The 16,573-nt window shown below is 33.1% G+C and carries 12 protein-coding genes and 1 pseudogene; 7 read left to right on the top strand and 6 right to left on the bottom strand.

The annotated features are described in order from the left end of the window. Window positions 1–43: 43 nt before the first annotated feature. The 3 genes and pseudogenes from mtaB to JKF54_RS06315 form a co-directional block, all read right to left on the bottom strand. Entirely contained in the window at window positions 44–1,270 is a 1,227-nt protein-coding gene (gene mtaB / locus JKF54_RS01725) for a tRNA (N(6)-L-threonylcarbamoyladenosine(37)-C(2))-methylthiotransferase MtaB (RefSeq protein WP_211908406.1), read from the bottom strand. Window positions 1,271–1,382: 112 nt separating this feature from the next. Further along, window positions 1,383–1,598, bottom strand: coding sequence for a hypothetical protein (locus JKF54_RS01730; protein WP_211908407.1), 216 nt, complete (start codon window positions 1,596–1,598; stop codon window positions 1,383–1,385). A 202-nt stretch (window positions 1,599–1,800) separates the two neighbouring features. Beyond that, window positions 1,801–2,818: pseudogene (locus tag JKF54_RS06315) on the bottom strand (hypothetical protein). A gap of 144 nt (window positions 2,819–2,962) precedes the next feature. Here JKF54_RS06315 and recG point away from each other — a divergent pair. After that, window positions 2,963–5,002 (top strand): ATP-dependent DNA helicase RecG, encoded by a 2,040-nt coding sequence (recG, locus tag JKF54_RS01740; RefSeq protein ID WP_211908408.1) that lies wholly within the window; start codon window positions 2,963–2,965, stop codon window positions 5,000–5,002. 743 nt (window positions 5,003–5,745) lie between these two features. On the opposite strand, the gene ykgO is transcribed toward recG, so the two are convergent. Further along, window positions 5,746–5,874 carry a type B 50S ribosomal protein L36 gene (ykgO, locus tag JKF54_RS01745; RefSeq protein WP_006015378.1) on the bottom strand — a complete coding sequence of 43 codons (129 nt, stop codon included), beginning with the start codon at window positions 5,872–5,874 and terminating at the stop codon, window positions 5,746–5,748. Window positions 5,875–5,943: 69 nt separating this feature from the next. Next, window positions 5,944–6,762, bottom strand: a complete 819-nt coding sequence (locus tag JKF54_RS01750; RefSeq protein WP_211908409.1) for a pyruvate, water dikinase regulatory protein — start codon at window positions 6,760–6,762, stop codon at window positions 5,944–5,946. Window positions 6,763–6,904: 142 nt separating this feature from the next. Between JKF54_RS01750 and ccmC the strand changes: the two genes are divergently transcribed. From ccmC to guaA, 4 genes are all read left to right on the top strand, one after another. Next, window positions 6,905–7,615, top strand: coding sequence for a heme ABC transporter permease CcmC (ccmC, locus tag JKF54_RS01755; protein ID WP_211908410.1), 711 nt, complete (start codon window positions 6,905–6,907; stop codon window positions 7,613–7,615). Window positions 7,616–7,999: 384 nt separating this feature from the next. Further along, window positions 8,000–9,040: a hypothetical protein gene (locus JKF54_RS01760; protein ID WP_211908412.1), complete on the top strand. Its 1,041-nt coding sequence runs from the start codon at window positions 8,000–8,002 to the stop codon at window positions 9,038–9,040. Between the two features lie 569 nt (window positions 9,041–9,609). Beyond that, the gene (locus JKF54_RS01765) at window positions 9,610–11,100 is read left to right on the top strand and encodes a type II secretion system protein GspD (protein ID WP_246433232.1); all 1,491 of its coding nucleotides are present in this window, start codon (window positions 9,610–9,612) and stop codon (window positions 11,098–11,100) included. Window positions 11,101–11,295: 195 nt separating this feature from the next. After that, a complete protein-coding gene (gene guaA, locus JKF54_RS01770; RefSeq protein WP_211908416.1) occupies window positions 11,296–12,858 on the top strand; it encodes a glutamine-hydrolyzing GMP synthase in 1,563 nt (520 codons plus the stop codon). Between the two features lie 229 nt (window positions 12,859–13,087). Here guaA and JKF54_RS01775 read toward each other — a convergent pair whose 3' ends face one another. After that, window positions 13,088–13,780 (bottom strand): TerC family protein, encoded by a 693-nt coding sequence (locus JKF54_RS01775; RefSeq protein ID WP_211908418.1) that lies wholly within the window; start codon window positions 13,778–13,780, stop codon window positions 13,088–13,090. Window positions 13,781–14,063: 283 nt separating this feature from the next. Between JKF54_RS01775 and JKF54_RS01780 the strand changes: the two genes are divergently transcribed. Together JKF54_RS01780 and JKF54_RS01785 are read left to right on the top strand one after the other, a co-directional pair. Continuing rightward, the gene (locus tag JKF54_RS01780; protein ID WP_211908420.1) at window positions 14,064–15,440 is read left to right on the top strand and encodes a malonyl-CoA decarboxylase; all 1,377 of its coding nucleotides are present in this window, start codon (window positions 14,064–14,066) and stop codon (window positions 15,438–15,440) included. A gap of 85 nt (window positions 15,441–15,525) precedes the next feature. Beyond that, window positions 15,526–16,536 (top strand): hypothetical protein, encoded by a 1,011-nt coding sequence (locus tag JKF54_RS01785; RefSeq protein ID WP_211908421.1) that lies wholly within the window; start codon window positions 15,526–15,528, stop codon window positions 16,534–16,536. Window positions 16,537–16,573: the final 37 nt, after the last annotated feature.

The raw sequence follows: 16,573 nt of genomic DNA on the forward strand, positions 1-16,573 counted from the left end.
ATAGTATAACTACTATATCATATATTCCTTTAATGTACAAAAATTAAGAAATAATATTTCCAATTAAACAATTATTTTCTATTCCTTTAACATGAGCTTTCACAATACTTTTAGCTTGAACTCTTGATGTAAGTTTTGTTAATGCAAAATTTTCTGTTCTACCAATATTATTCTGCTCAACCAAAACGCTTTGCTCAGTGCCGAGCAAAGATTGATAAAAACTGCTCATCATTTCTTTATTTATTTCTCTTAGATGCTTTACTCGTTCTTTACGTACATTCTCTGGTATTTGTGGCATCCGTGCAGCAGGTGTGTTTTTCCGCTCTGAATATGGAAAAGCATGTAGATAAACTACATTTATTTTTTTCAGTAAATCAACTGTATCCTGAAACATTTCATCAGTTTCTGTTGGAAATCCAGCAATAATATCAGCGCCAAATGCTATATTAGGTCTTAAGCTCTTCATTTTATGACAAAATTCTATCACTTGTTCTCTGTTGTGACGACGTTTCATTCTCTTTAGTATTAAATTATTACCAGACTGTAGACTCAAGTGTAAGTGAGGCATAAGTCTTGACTCATTAGCTATTAAATCCATTAGTTCATCATCAACTTCAGCAACATCAATAGAGGAAAGTCTTAGTCTCTTTAACTGTGGTATATCCTTTAAAACTCTTCTAATCATTGAACTGAGTGATTGCTTACCAAACAAATCTGTACCAAAGTCAGTAATATCAACACCTGTAAACACCACTTCTTGATACCCATTTTCTATAAAAATCTTAATTTGCCCTATAATATTGTTTACTGGCACAGATCGATTATTTCCTCTTGCCTCAGTAATTGAGCAAAATGTACAACTATGATTACAACCATTTTGAATTTCAATAAATGCCCTTGATTTATCTTCAAATCCATTAATGAGAATAGGTTCTACTTGGTTATCACTGACTAAGATTTCATCATTATTTAGTAGATAATTTTCAGCTCTTAGCTTGTCTTGATTACCTAGCACTTTACTTACACCAGGAATATCACTATATGATTTAGGATCTAATTGAACAGCGCAGCCAACTACGATAATTTCTTTACTTGGGTCGTTTTTATAGATCTTACGTATTTTTTGCTTCACTTGGCGTTCTGCTTCGTTTGTCACTGCACAGCTATGCACTACAACAACATTTTCTCTCTTTGCTTTTTTTAATGCTTCTTTGATTAACTCGCTCTCGTAAAAGTTTAGACGACAACCAAACGTTATCACTTCATTCATGCTTTTGCTTTAATAGATCTAAATTATATCAAATATCCAAGCAAAATGACTATTTTTTGGTGGATAAATGTATAACTAGTGCAAAAATACCATCAATCTCACTTTCTTCTTTTTAAATATAAAGATCTTTACACCAAGAAACATCATTGTGGCCAACCCTTTGATTATCGATCTTTTCTCCCTGGGCGAGATACTCACCACCATTTTCAATAAAGTTAACATCATATGATTGAGCCATATCTCTTAATTCACGGATAAAAGCAAGCTGAGCAATGTTTTGCTCAAAAAAATACGACTTTTCAGGTTTAGAATAAAGTATTGCACACATTATATCTTTTTCAGGCTTAGCTTGGAGTATCTCTTCAATTCTCTCTTTTCCTAGCTTTTCTTCAAATTTTGTCTTTATTCTATCTTGGCTAAGTATATTTTGTTTATAGAGAGTGATATTAGTTTTTCTGTCAGATTAAGTTGCGTCTAGTACAACTGACTATGCAAATAAGCTAACAGAACTTGAGATATTTTAATTATTATCAAGGTGAAGTTTCACGTTTTTTATTAAGAGGATCCACATCTGGATCTTCTATATAGTTTTGAGGTTGTTCTTGAAACACAAGACGTGCTCCCTCAAAGTTATACTCCTCACCTTCATATAAAGAATCTTCTTCTTCAAAATTGTGTTCTATTTCTACTTCAAACTTGAATCCTAACTTCTCGCAGAATTTGTAGAAATATTCTTTAATGGTATCAAATAAACTTCTGCCATCAATTTTGTAGTCTCTCAATTTTCGGGGCACAGTAAGTGACAATTTGCCATCTTTATATATCACATCATCTTTCCCATCTTGAGATTCAAGTGCGAATTCTAGTGAGCTGTTCAATTTACATAATTCTTCATTTGGCTTTACAAGTACGGTGGCAGAGATTAGCTCTTTAACTGTGACTTCTACACGTTCTGAATTACTGCAATTAATATATGTTGTATGACTGGAGCTGAAAGTTAATTCATGTATTTTAGTTACATGAAAAAGAGGACTATCCTCATTATATAATGCACCTACATAAGCAGCTTGGTTACAGTTAGTAACTAGTTCTTTTAAGATAGAATCGCTTGGAACTTGAGCTTCAGCATATTTGAACATTGCCTTGAAAACTTCTTTTCCAAACGCACGATAACTTTTATTTTCATCTCCTTCTTTTGGTAATAGATGAGCGTACCCTTTACCTAGATTATAAAACTTTTCAAACTCCTCTTTAATATTGGTCGGTTTTTTTATTGCCAGGTATCCCTTGATTTTTATAATACCTATCCCAAACTTCATCAAAATTGTATTGCTTAGCTCCGTCTATCAATGCACCAATTAAACTTTCGTCTAGATTTTTGCTGTTAATAACAAATCTCATTCTTCGAAAATCTTCATACATCTGCTCACCAGTGTTTGCTGACTCATTGGTTTTATCAGCCCTTAACCTGCTAAAATCAAACTTTTCCGCTTGAGCCTTTAGCGTAACTACTGGATTTCCCTTTTTTTCCTGTATAGAGTTGTTCATTGTTAATACTTTGATATGAATTGCTGATAGTATAATAATACATAAAAATAGTTAATATGTCAATAATATACTTAACATAGACAGTCATAATAGGGTGACAGGATTTTAGTAAGGCTCTATTATGAATAAACGGTTTTATACAGTATGAATGTTGATGAGCAGTCAAGTGTGCTGACTTTTCTAAATAGTAAAATTGAGAATATACCAAGGTTTTATTCCGCAATATTGCCTAAACTTTGCGGTGGAGAAAGAGTAATGAACTTGCTGTTTTATAGGCCGCTCAGCTATGTGGATAGAAGTAAATCACTACCTGATGCTCAAGTGGGAGAATTTACAACTTTTGTGGCAAAAGTGTATGAGCACCAGCGCCCCACTGTTAGAGGTAGGCCATATAAAATAATCGTTGAAAGTGAAAGTCAGTATTTATTTATAGTTTTTTTTAATTACTCAGTTAAATATTTGTATAAATTATTTCCAGTTGGAACAGATATAGTAATCAGTGGTAAACTTGAAAAGTTTGCCGAACATTGGCAAATTACTCACCCAGATTACATGTTGTCTGATATCAATCTATTTAAAGAAATAGCCTGCATAGAGCCAGTTTACCAATTATGTCGCGGTATTACTAACAAGAGCATTAGAAACATAATAAGTTCTAATCTAAAAGATTTGCCTGATTTGCCAGAGTGGATAGATGAAACATTAATCAAGCAAAAGAAATGGCTGAATTGGAAAGAAAGCATCATAAGATTGCACAGACCGAGCTCACTCGCAGAAGCAGAAGTTTGCAGAGAAAGACTTGCTTATGATGAGCTATTTGCGTACCAGTTGGCACTAAAGCTTGCAAGGGAAAATCATGTAAAAAAAGAGGGAAAAGAATTTATAATATTGAGTAAATACAAAGAGCAGGTCTTAAATGAATTACCGTTCCAATTAACAAATGATCAAATTCGAGCGATAGATGAAATCTCAGAAAGACAAAAATCCAGATACCGCATGGTAAGTCTGCTGCAAGGTGACGTTGGGAGTGGCAAAACTGTAGTTGCACTCTTTGCGATGCTGAATGTGGTAGAAAATAACATGCAAGCAGCTCTAATGGCACCAACTACTATCTTGGCTGAGCAACATTATAATTGGATCGAAGAAGCTCTATCTTGTACTGATATAAAAGTTGCTCTGCTTACTGGTAAAACTGCGCGCAAGGAAAGAAAGACTATCATGAACGAACTTGCAAATGGTATTCTAAATATAGTAATTGGTACTCATGCATTATTTCAAGCCAACGTTACATTTAAAAATTTAGGACTCGCAGTCATAGACGAACAACAGCGATTTGGAGTGATACAGAGGAATCGGTTGGTAGGAAAAGGAGAAAATACCGATATACTTTTTGTTACTGCAACTCCCATTCCAAGAACCTTGCAGCAAGCTATGTATGGTGATGTTGAATGTTCTATTTTAAGAGAAAAACCAAAATCTAGATTGCCAATAAAAACCGTTATTATGAACGTTAAAAAAGTATCAGATATTATTCAAAGACTGAAAGATGCTATAAATAGAGGCGAAAAAGCATATTGGATTTGTCCATATATAGAAGAAAACGAAGAACTCAATATTGCCGCAGCAGAAATGCGCTTTCAGGAACTACAAAAGACATTTTTTGATAGAGTTGGAATAATACACGGAAAACTAACTCAAGAGCAGAAAGATCAAGTGATGTTTTCCTTCAAGAGGAATGAGTTTTCTCTGCTTGTTGCAACCACTGTGATAGAAGTTGGTATAGATGTACCAGATGCAACTATTATGATTATAGAGAATGCAGAGCAGTTCGGGTTATCGCAATTACATCAGTTAAGAGGTAGAGTAGGACGAGGAAATAAACCGTCTTTTTGTGTACTGTTATATGACAATCTCAGTAAAAGTTCGTATTCAAAGTTAAAGATTATGTGTGAGTCACAAGATGGATTTTATATTGCTGAAAAGGATATGATGCTGAGGGGTAGCGGAGATATTCTAGGCACAAAACAATCAGGGTGCATGGAGTTTAAATTTGCTGATTTATATGAGGACAGAGAATTGCTCAACCTTGCATATAATAGTGCAAAAGGTACAATAGCTAATTTTGAATTACTGCTTGATATATTTGAATATAGAAGTAGACTACATTTTTCAAAATTTCAGTAATCTTCCAAGCCATAACCTTCATGAGTAGAAATTCCTTGACAGATGGGAGTATTTAACAAACCATATGCGTCAAGTTAAGGAAAAATAAGAGAGAAGAAGAAGTTTTTACCATAAGAATAAATTGTGCAGAGTTAATAGCAGGCCCTGTAAACAAAATGTTAGCAGGTCAAATTAATCAAGGGCAGGAAGTATAAAAATGGAAAAAAAGCAGTAACTTAGCCTAATGACAATAAATATATATATAGAAGGTACCGTTTTAAAGAGCACAAAAGGAATACACAGTAAAAGCGAGAAGAAGTTGAGAATATGTATGGAAGCAGTGTGGAGAAGTGGCTGCCAATGATCAAAAATTTACCACAATTACAGAAGTATACACAAGAGGTTTAAAAGGTGATGCAAAAGGGAATTTTGGCAAAATGACTTAAGTATGCACAACAAGATCCAGATTTGCATAATTGATGATCAGATGTCATTCATGCTGAGCCTATATATAGAAAAAATTCTCAAGCTCAAGAGGGCTTAGGGTGGAACTAAAATTCATGGACTTGTTGACGCACGTAATTAATTTCTTTTTTTTAAGTTAATTAATGTTAACAAGCCACGTCTGCCTGTAATCATGTTAATACCAAAATATAATGTAAGAGAAGAAATGGGCAGTGCTATGGTTAAATACAACAATTTTTGTTTCTTTCTAACCATGCTTCCATATGAAAAACATATGACATAAAAAGGAAAACAAAAAGCTAAGAACCTTGACGCGCTTTACATCTTGGCTTTACCTTATTTATAATATAAACCTTACCACCCCTTTTCACAACTTTACAATTTTTATCTCTGTTACGATGAGATTTTAGTGACCCTTTAACTTTCATATCTACAGTAAGAATAGAATTACCTTATATTATGATCACTGACAGAGAGTTAGTCAATTGATAAATTTTTCACATTTTATTAAAATACTGTATAATTGTTGCTGATACTTCTTCGATTGACCTTTGCGTGACATCAATAATTGGCCAGTTATTTTGCTTAAAGAACTCCTCTGCTTCTTTAATTTCCTTTTCTACTTTTCTAGGGTCAGCATATATATTATTACCTTCATTATTAATTGAAGTCAGTCTATTTTTGCGTATTTCTATTAGCCTTCTTACGTCTATTGTTACTCCTATAGTCAGTTTATTTTTTAATTTTGCTAAGTCGACGTAAAAGGGTACCTCGCTAACAAAAGGAACATTTGCAACTTTATAGCCTCGGTAAGCTAAATACATACTGGTGGGAGATTTTGATGTGCGTGAAACTCCAACCAAAATTATATCGGCTTTATCAATATCTTGAATATTTTGTCCATCATCATGATTAATGGTATAGTTTATTGCCTCAATGCGCTGAAAATATTCGTTATTTATCTCAGCATGTAAGTCAAGTTTTTCGTCTTTTTCAATTTCAAGATAGGATGAGATTTCCCTAATAATGTGTGATAATATCGCTCTGTAGGGAATTTTTAGCTTTATACAATTATTTTTTAGATATTTTCTTAGCTCATCATTAGTAATAGTGCATATAACAAAATTATGCTCATCACTTTTTCTATTAATTTCCTCTAAAATTTTGTCAATCTGCTCTTCTCCTTTTACGAAAGACCAAACATATTCGATCGTTTCTACAGAACGAAAGTGTTTCAGAGCTGATTTTGCAACTGATATAACAGTTTCACCACTTGAATCTGACACTAAGTGTAGGTTAAGCTTTTTAAGGATCATCAACGTTATACTAAAAATAATAGCAAGCAATCTGGTACTGAAATTGTGCTAATTTATTATACTACGTAAATATAGAAAAACTATCTTGTTGATAAAACTCAAACTAATTGATAAATTCTTAACACAATTATTCTCAAAACGAATGTTTTTATTAAAGCCTACAAATTTCACTTCTTTTACTAAAAAAGCTCTACCTTGGCTTGGGGTTATTTGTTTCGCATGTTTTTTAATTGGAATGTTCTTGGCATTATTCTTCTCCCCAGGAGATTATAAACAAGGAGAAATCGTACGAATTATGTATCTTCATGTGCCTTCTGCATGGCTTGCTCTTGGAATATACGGACTCATTGCATCACTCAGTTTCATTTCATTGGTGTGGAACAATAGCGTTGCTAGTGTTTTGGCACATGCTGCTGCTCCTGCAGGGACAGTCTTTTCGGCAATATGTTTAATCACAGGTAGCATCTGGGGAAAAGGAACATGGGGTACTTGGTGGGTATGGGATGCAAGGCTTACTTCAATGCTGATTTTGTTTTTTCTGTATGTTGGTTATCTTTCATTGTGGAGCGCTTTTGATAATCAAGCAAGAGCAGAGAAATCATCAGCAGTATTTGCCATTTTTAGTGCTATAAATATTCCCATAGTAAAATTTTCTGTGAATTTATGGTCTACTCTTCATCAGCCAGCAAGTATTTTTAGAAAAGGTGGAGTAGCAATAGAAGGTTCTTTACTGCTGCCACTCATTGCAATGTTTATATTTTGTGCAACATTCTTTTTAGTAGTGTGGATACTTAATGCCCTTCATTTAATTAATTTGCAGAAGATAAAGAGAGAAATCAGTATGCGATATTAGGTATGCAGTTCCAGAATGTAATGTTGTGAACAGCGACAGAGATTAAAATGTAGAGCAATCATCCATTAGCAAGTTCCAGAACTAATTACGTACAAACCACACTTCAAGATTATAGTGATTAATCACATGAAAGTAGAAGAATCATGACTCTCTAAGGTGAACTGTATGCAAAATTAGCAAAGATACGTTAGAAATTGAAAGAAAATTTTTATTGATAGATATGCTATATTTATAATGCAAGTTATTAAATTTTTAATTACTTTAGCTTATAATAGCTCCTAAGTTACCATGAAGTTTCTTGAAATGTGGTTTCTTTTACTCACATTAAATTTGTAGTTTTTTTATTTTAATACAATTTCAATTTTGACTGTAGAGGAGGTGCCGATGTCAAAAAACACCTATAGTAACCAAATTAATAATAGTTATTTATATAACAACAAACTTTTTTATGGTGAAGAGGATATAGATGAGATCACTGAGGGTGAAACTACGACTGAGAAGGAATTTACAAATAGTTCCGTAGTAAAAGAGGATTTTGAACTAGTAGAAAAGAAGCTTACGAAATGTGAAGAGGAGGTTAAGCGAGCAAAAGCAGAGACTGAGTGGTATAAAAAAATAGCTGAAGAATGTAAAAAAGGAAGTGGTACGGGCGAACCTGTTAACGATGAAGGAGAAAATGAAAATGGAGAAATTACATCTCGAAAAGTAACCTCAGATTGTTCCAAGTATGAAAATTGTGGGCCGTATTCTCATTTTTATAAAGTTGATAATAAGATAGGTTGTCAAGGTTTTAGTGCATCTGATTTACTAAAGGAATTATATCCTGAGATGTACAGTAATCCTAAGATTGCAAAATATATAGAAGAGGGAGCAAATGGTAATTATGGTGCAGTAAATTTTAAATTTGCCTTTACAGAGGATCTTAATTCAATATCCTGGCTTGGTAATATAGAATGTGAAAAATGTGTGGATGATCAAATAGAGTTAGCGTGTCGAGAAGAAGAGATTAAGAGTTTCTGTTACCCGAACGTTTACCGTAGTAATCCAGAATTCAACAAGAGCTTTTTTTCTAGAGGATCATGCCCTAATCTCTTTAGAGAGTCCAGTGAAACAAGTGTTGTAAAAGCAAAACAAGTTGCACCATTGATACTTGTTAATACCTTAGGACAAATGGTAGATAAAGAGGGTAATAACACTAAAGTATACTATGATGCATTGAAGCGTTATCTAAATGATGATGGTAAAATCAAGGATTGTGGAGATAATCAAAAGTGTAAGGATTATATTCCAATTATGGAGAAAGTTGCATGGAATAGTGATAAGGAAGTACTATTAAAAACTGCTGTTAATAATACGCAAGAGGCAAATCCTTACTATTATGGAAATGAGGATAATTCTACTTCCGTTGAATTTGGTTCTATATAACGCTGAATTTGTCTAATTTTTTCTACACTAGACACAATTTAGTCGTATCTGAACAAATACATAATCTATATAAAGAGGACGTAGGTACCATCTGTCCTTTTAAGGCATTTATGTCAATGATATGCGTAATCCATGATTTTAAACATGATGACCCTCCTAAGTAATACAAAAAAACTCAGAAAAATGTATATAGCTATGATAGAAGTTATCTATACATAAGTACAATATACTTTAACTAGAGATTATAAATTAATGAAGTTGAAAAGTCTGCAGACGAAGATAGATTTCGAGCTCTAGAATATCTTCACTATCAAAATAACAAAGCTGTCAAAATTTGTCAAGTAATTTTTATCGCAACTGTACAAACATTGCACAGGACAAATTTAAAATGCTGTCTGTTCAGACGCATGTGAAACCAGTGCTTCTTTTCATCCCACTTCCATGCGGCTAAACCCTTTTCATAATCTCCTATCTATCATTTCTTAAACCACTCCCCTGAACGGATACAATTAAATACATTTTTAACATTTTTATAGAAAACTATTAGTATAGATTTGTATGCTGCCCTCATGGCTATTTTAAAATGTTTAATACTCCTTTTCATTATTTCTTGTACACATCTACCTAATAAGCAACATTCTGTTAATATAGACAATTATAAGCACGATTATTCGTTGCAACAATATAATACTCCTTTGAAGAATAACGAACCAGCAATACCAGAAATGATACCTTTACCGGTAGAGTTTCCCGATCTTACAACCAGTAACCAGTTTCTTTCGATTAATGTTGATGAAAAAGTACCAGTAAAGGATTTACTGATTGAGATAGGAAAACTTTCTGACATTAACTTAGACATAGACCCCAAAATATCAGGTAATATTACTTTAAAACTAAAAGATAAGAACGTAAACGAAGTAATTCAGAATATAGCCAACAGCGCCAAATTGCGTTACTCAATGAATAATGGTGTAATTAGAATTGAACAAGATTTGCCATATGCACAAAATTATTACGTAGACTTCATCAATATTCAACACTCTGCGCAAAGGAGTTTTATCATTGGTAACAATATTACCGACAGTGATGGTGATAGAAACTATATGAAATCTCAATATAGTAGTGATTTATGGAATTCATTAGAAAAAGGCTTAAATGCAATAATGGATGTTAACGGAGTAGATGATGGTGAGTTTCTTTCATCCAACAGAGAAGCTGGTGTCATTATTCTAAATGCTAGAAAAGATATTCACAAAGCTGTTGAAGAATATATTAATAAAGTTAAGAAATTGGCGTCTTCTCAAGTAATGATCGAGGCCAAAATAGTTGAAGTTTTATTAGACGATAAATACCTTTCTGGTATCAACTTAAATGATTTGCATAATGAAACCAAATCTATAACAAATCAAGGTAACTCTATTATTGACCTAGCAATTAACTCTAGTGTTAGTGATTTAGGAGATTTAGTAAAAAATTTAGGCAAATTTGGCACTTCAACCGTAATTTCAAGCCCTAGAGTACATGCTATAAATAATCAGCAAGCAATGATTTCATTTACTAAAAACCATATCTATTTTACTTCCTATATACAGAAAAATACCAAAAATTCTAATCATGCATTAATTACCAAGATGAATAGCACTCCAATAGGTGTGGTGTTAATAATCCACCCAAGCATTAACATTGATACTAATGAAATATTCATGGATATACACCCAACCTTATCAAGAATTAACGATTACACTAAAGACCCAAATATAGAATATGTCGCACAACAGAATAAAATGAAATTAAATAGTGACATTCCAATTATTGAAACCAGAGAAATGCACTCTACGTTAAAAATTAAGAGCGGCGAAGTTATGGTAATTGGTGGGCTTATAGAGCATAGAAAAGATAACCAAAACTTATTGCATCAAAAGTCAAAAAAACTGGCTAAGACAGTAGAAACCGTCATCTTCCTGAAAGCAACAATCGTACCAACACTTGGTTTATTAGATACAAAAGATAGGAATTTATATATATTAAACGTATCCGTTCAGGCAATGGCATCAACTTAAGGAAAGATGTTGGGGTTGCTATTATGATAAGAAGAGAGTATCGGAATGATAATTAAGACAGCTTAATCATAAAGCTTTTGCAGTAAATTTAAGTTACTTTAGTCATTTATTAAAGTTTTTAAACAGGTCTTAGTTTACTTACTTTATTGTTTTCTTTATTATCAAATATTGCTTTAAATAATATGGAGGAGCACATTGTCAGCAATTGCCGTTATTGATTTTGGTTCACAGTTTACACAGCTTATTGCAAGACAAATCAGGGAAATGGGCGTTTACTGTGAAATATTTCCAAGCAATATCGATTTCAAAACAGTATCAAAATTCAATGGATTTATTTTTTCTGGAGGACCGCAATCTGTAAATGACAATTGCTCTGAAGTAAGTGAAGTAGCACATAAAATTATAAAACTTAACGAAACAATAAACACTCCTATACTTGGAATATGTTATGGACAGCAACTCATTTGTCATTATTTCGGGGCAAAGGTAAGAAAAGAATTCAATCAGGAATTTGGCAAAACTAAAATCAAGATACTAAAAGAATCCCCAATTATAAAGGATACTTGGGACGTTAATTCCGAAATCGATGTGCTAATGAACCATGCAGACAGTGTCGAAACTATACCGCAAGGATTTACTGCTATTGCCTCAGGTATAATAAATCAAACAATCGCAATAATTGCTAACGAACAGCGGAAGATTTACTGTACTCAGTTCCATCCTGAAGTTAAGCCTACGACAAATGGTAGTAAACTTCTCTCTAATTTCTTAGATATTGCAAATTGTGAGAGAGATTGGACAATGAAGTCATTCATTGAAAAACAGAAGGAAAAAATTCAAAACTTAGTAGGGGAGAAAAAAGTAATTGCTGCAGTAAGTGGGGGAGTTGATTCAAGTGTTGCAGCAGTTCTTACACACAAAGCTATAGGAAAACAATTAAACTGTATTTTTATCGATACTGGGTTATTGCGTAAGAGCCAGACCACTGCTATGTTAAAAGAAATTCCAATAAATTACGTTGATAAATCAAACTTGTTTTTAAGTAGGTTAAGGGGAATAACTGATCCGGAAGAAAAGCGAAAAATTATCGGCAATACTTTTATCGAAGTATTTGAAGAAGAGGCAAAAAAAATAGGTGATGTGGATTTTTTAATGCAAGGCACCATTTACTCTGATGTAGTTGAATCAGGGCACGCTTCAGGAAACACTAGTACAATTAAATCTCATCACAATGTTGGTGGGTTGCCAGAAAAAATGAATCTGAAACTAGTAGAACCTTTACGCTATCTCTTTAAAGATGAAGTAAGGCTGCTTGGCAAAGAAATTGGGCTTTCAGATGAGATAATATTGCAACATCCATTTCCTGGACCTGGACTTGCAGTGAGGATCATAGGTGAGGTTGATGAAGAAAAGGTACGAATATTGCAAGAAGTAGATGAAATATATATCAACACAATGAAAAATTATGATCTGTATGATAAAATATGGCAGGCTTTTGCTGTACTGTTACCAGTAAAAACTGTGGGAGTTATGGGAGATAATCGTACATACGGATATGTTTGCGCTTTAAGGGCTGTGACTTCATCTGATGGCATGACAGCTGATGCATTTCCATTTGAAAATAAAGATCAACATTCGTTAGTATTTTGGAGGTTTTTGCAAGACATCAGTAGTATAATTGTTAACAAAGTTTCTGGAGTAAATCGAGTTGTGTATGATTTAACTTCCAAGCCACCAGCAACTATTGAGTGGGAGTAGCAATAATTTCATTCCAGTTTCAGCTACTCGAATCACACCAAAGAGGCTGCTTGCATAGCTCAAATTTTAAGGAAAACTATTTAATGTCATTCCAGCGCGTGACGCTGGAATCCAGAAAAAAAGAATAATGGATCCCAGTGTCAGCTACTCGGATGACATCGAAATGTTCGTACAGATATTCGTCACACACCGGAATAAAAATTAGACTTTTGCTTTGTGCAAAATAATTTCAAGGCCGCATTTTCTTTATTTTGCTTATAGCTTCCACAAGCATTGCAAACATAAATGAAGAATACAAATATGCTTTTGGTAGCTCTATGTGAAGTCCTTCAAGTATTAAATATATACCAATGAGTAACATAAATAGAATGGCAATTACTTTTAAGCTTGGGCTGGATTTTATTAACTTAGCGGTATAACTTGATGAAAATAGCATTGCTAATATGGAAAATGTAAATGCTATAGCAATGATTATCATATTATGAGTTAATGCTATAGCAGTTAATATTGAATCAACAGAAAAAACTAAATCTATTAATATAATTTGTAGCACAACTAAAAAAAATTGTGATTTAACGTTTGCCTTTGTTTTGTTCTCCTTATGTACAAAAATTTCGCTCCATAACTCCATAGAACTTTTAACAATAAGAAATAACCCTCCTGCAATCATAAGCAAATCTTTTACTGAAATATCTAGTGATACAGAGTAAAATATAGGCTTTTCCATTGATAATATATGTGATATAAAAAATAATATTACAAAACGCATCAATAGCGCCAAGCCAAAACCTATCAGGCGGGCTCTTTCTCTCAGCAGATTTGGCACCTTATCTATTGCTAGAGAAATAAAGATTAAATTGTCTATACCAAGTATAGTTTCAAGTAGCGTAAGTATCAATAAAGTCCAAGCATCAGCTAGCATTTTCATTCCAAAGTCAGCCTTTGTACTTTACAATAGATGTGTAAAAATTAAGTAACTTCGACTAGGTAATTAAAAAATCAGCCTTACCCGGAAAAGGGGGAGAGAAAAAAGAGCATTTTTATAATAAAAGTACTTTTGTAAGAGAAATAATGAAATTAAAAATCTAACTCTCTTTACGAAAATTTTAAATAGATTGTAAAATAGTTGTACCATGAAAATATATGCCTTCTTTGTAGACTAAGATTTTTCTTTAAATTAAGATAGATACACGATAAAAGGAAATATGATAAAAGAGTCACTAGCAAAAACTGATATAGTAAAAGTTGAAGATAAGAAAGCACCAAAGGGCTTTTTTAAAATATTAGGTGAAGTAGCAGATGCTGTAAGGTCATGGGTTGGCAATATTAGCCCTGATTTAAGTAGTAGTCGCGATGTCGATAGTTTAGTCTTGAAGATGAACGAATGCTTAAACCCAAAGGGGGGTGAAGTCTCAGCACGTAAGAACACCGTATCTCTTGGTAATTTGTACTTGAGTTTATCAGAGGCAGGTCAAATAAAATTTTTACAAACCCTGGCAGAAAAGTTCAATCCGGATAAAACGAAAATAGATGAAGAAATAAAAGTATATAAGAAAAATCAAGATTCTGAGTCGAGCTATAAGTTTGAACAAGACTTAATGAAAGTCCTTGAATCACCACGCTCTAAAATATTGAAGCAGTTTATCTCCTTACCGGAGGGCCTTAAGTTTATTGTTGATATGCGTTCTGATGTACTCAAGCTGAAGAATCAATATAAAAGTCTAAGTCCACTAGAAAACGAATTAAAAAGTATACTTTGTACTTTGGTTGATGTTGATCTACTTGATCTTCATCAAATCACTTGGGATTCACCTGCATCATTGTTGGAAAAACTTATAAAATATGAAGCTGTACATAAAATTTCCTCTTGGGATGACTTAAAAAACAGACTAGATTCTGATCGTCTCTGTTTTGCTTTCTTTCATTACAAAATACCAAATGAACCTTTAATTTTTGTAGAGGTTGCACTGATGAATGAGATTGCAGATAGTATTCAACACGTTTTGGACGAGTCAGTTCCTTCAAGTGACCCAAGCAGTGCAAGTACTGCTATATTCTATTCAATATCAAACACTCAAACTGGTTTATCTGGAATTAGCCTCGGTAACTTTTTAATAAAGAGAGTCGTAGAAAAACTATCGCAAGAATTTAAAAGCGTAAAAGCGTATGCAACTCTTTCTCCAGTTCCTGGATTTACAAAATGGCTAAAAAATCAAGACGTAGCTTTATTAGGTAAGCTTAATATAAAACAATCAGGTACAGAAATTTTAGAAAGCATAAAAACTAACATTGAATGCGAAAAACAGTCCCTACTGAAACTTTGTGCACATTATTTGCTAAAGGTTAAAAGCAGTGGTGGGGGTGCTTATGATCCAGTAGCACACTTTCATTTAAGCAATGGTGCATCAATAAAACAAATCAACTGGATGGCTGATACTTCTGAAAAAGGCATTAGTCAGTCAGCCGGAATAATGGTGAATTATCTGTATGAGCTGCCTAAAATAGATAACAATCATGAGAATTATATGATTAATAAAGCGACTTCTCATTCAAAAAAAGTATCGTCTATGTTAAAAGAATAATAGGAAGTATGCAAGAATGTAGAAAGTTTTAACATTTCCTAATCTTTATGTATATAATATTGAATAGCTTTATGAGGTAAAATATATGAATAGTAAGATATTAAAAGCAATAAAACAAAAAATACAAGATAGAGTAGAGCGTAAGGAACTGCACAGTCTCTTTATAGATCCTGAAGAAATAAAGTCATTCAATGATTGTGTTAGTAGTATTAAATGTGATGGAATAAGCCTAGAGGAATCAAGTGAATTGGGAACAATTTACAAAGGGCTTGATTCAATGTTTTCTCACATCAGTGATGACTGGGATAAAAATAAGGGTAGCCTAAATAGTAAAAAAATTGATGTATATTATCAAAACTTAGAGTCTATCTTAAAGATAGTAAACATAATTAAAGGATTGAAGACAGGAGTGGGCCAAGAATCAGCGATCCCCAACATTGATGAATCTGTGTTAATTTGTGATATCGAATCACTTAAGAAAAAAATGGAAGAAGCGCTAGAAAAAACGCAACAACAACAAAGTGTAGCAAGGCAAAAAGAGTTAGAAGAGAAAGCTAAAGAGGAGTTTGGCAAGTACATAAAAAATGGCACCATTGATGCGGTGTCAATTGAAAAGCGTAAGGATCAAAATTCTCTTTATGCAACAATCAAGCTAAAAGACGACAATAAAAACACAGATATTAGGGTAAGCGAATTTTTAAATAGTGAATTTTGTAAAGAAAACAATACTGCCGGTTTTCTTCTTTCAAGTGGAGATCAAAAAGAACCTATCAGTGGCTACATACATGAGGGGGTTAGATATTATAATTTAGGTACTGCAGCTCAATATGGAATAAAGTTTAACTGGTATGTAGGTGAAAGGGAATGTAGCATCACATTAAGTGCTAGCGATGGCAGTATTAAAATAGTAAGTAATAAACCAGATGATAAAGATTTAGAAAAAAATAAAGATGTAAAAATTAAAGTTCCTGTCCTTGGTTACCTAAGCCTTGCTGATGCAGTAAAAACGTGTAGACAGCAAGAAGATCCAAGTAGCACAGTGAAGCAAGCATCAGCTAATGAGCATTGCCGGCCATTGGCAAGGACTTCAGCTTAATGTTTTTAGCAAAAAGAGATATAAATAATTGCTCTTG

Origin of the sequence: Wolbachia endosymbiont of Spodoptera picta (assembly GCF_018141665.1) — a bacterium.
GTDB lineage: Bacteria > Pseudomonadota > Alphaproteobacteria > Rickettsiales > Anaplasmataceae > Wolbachia.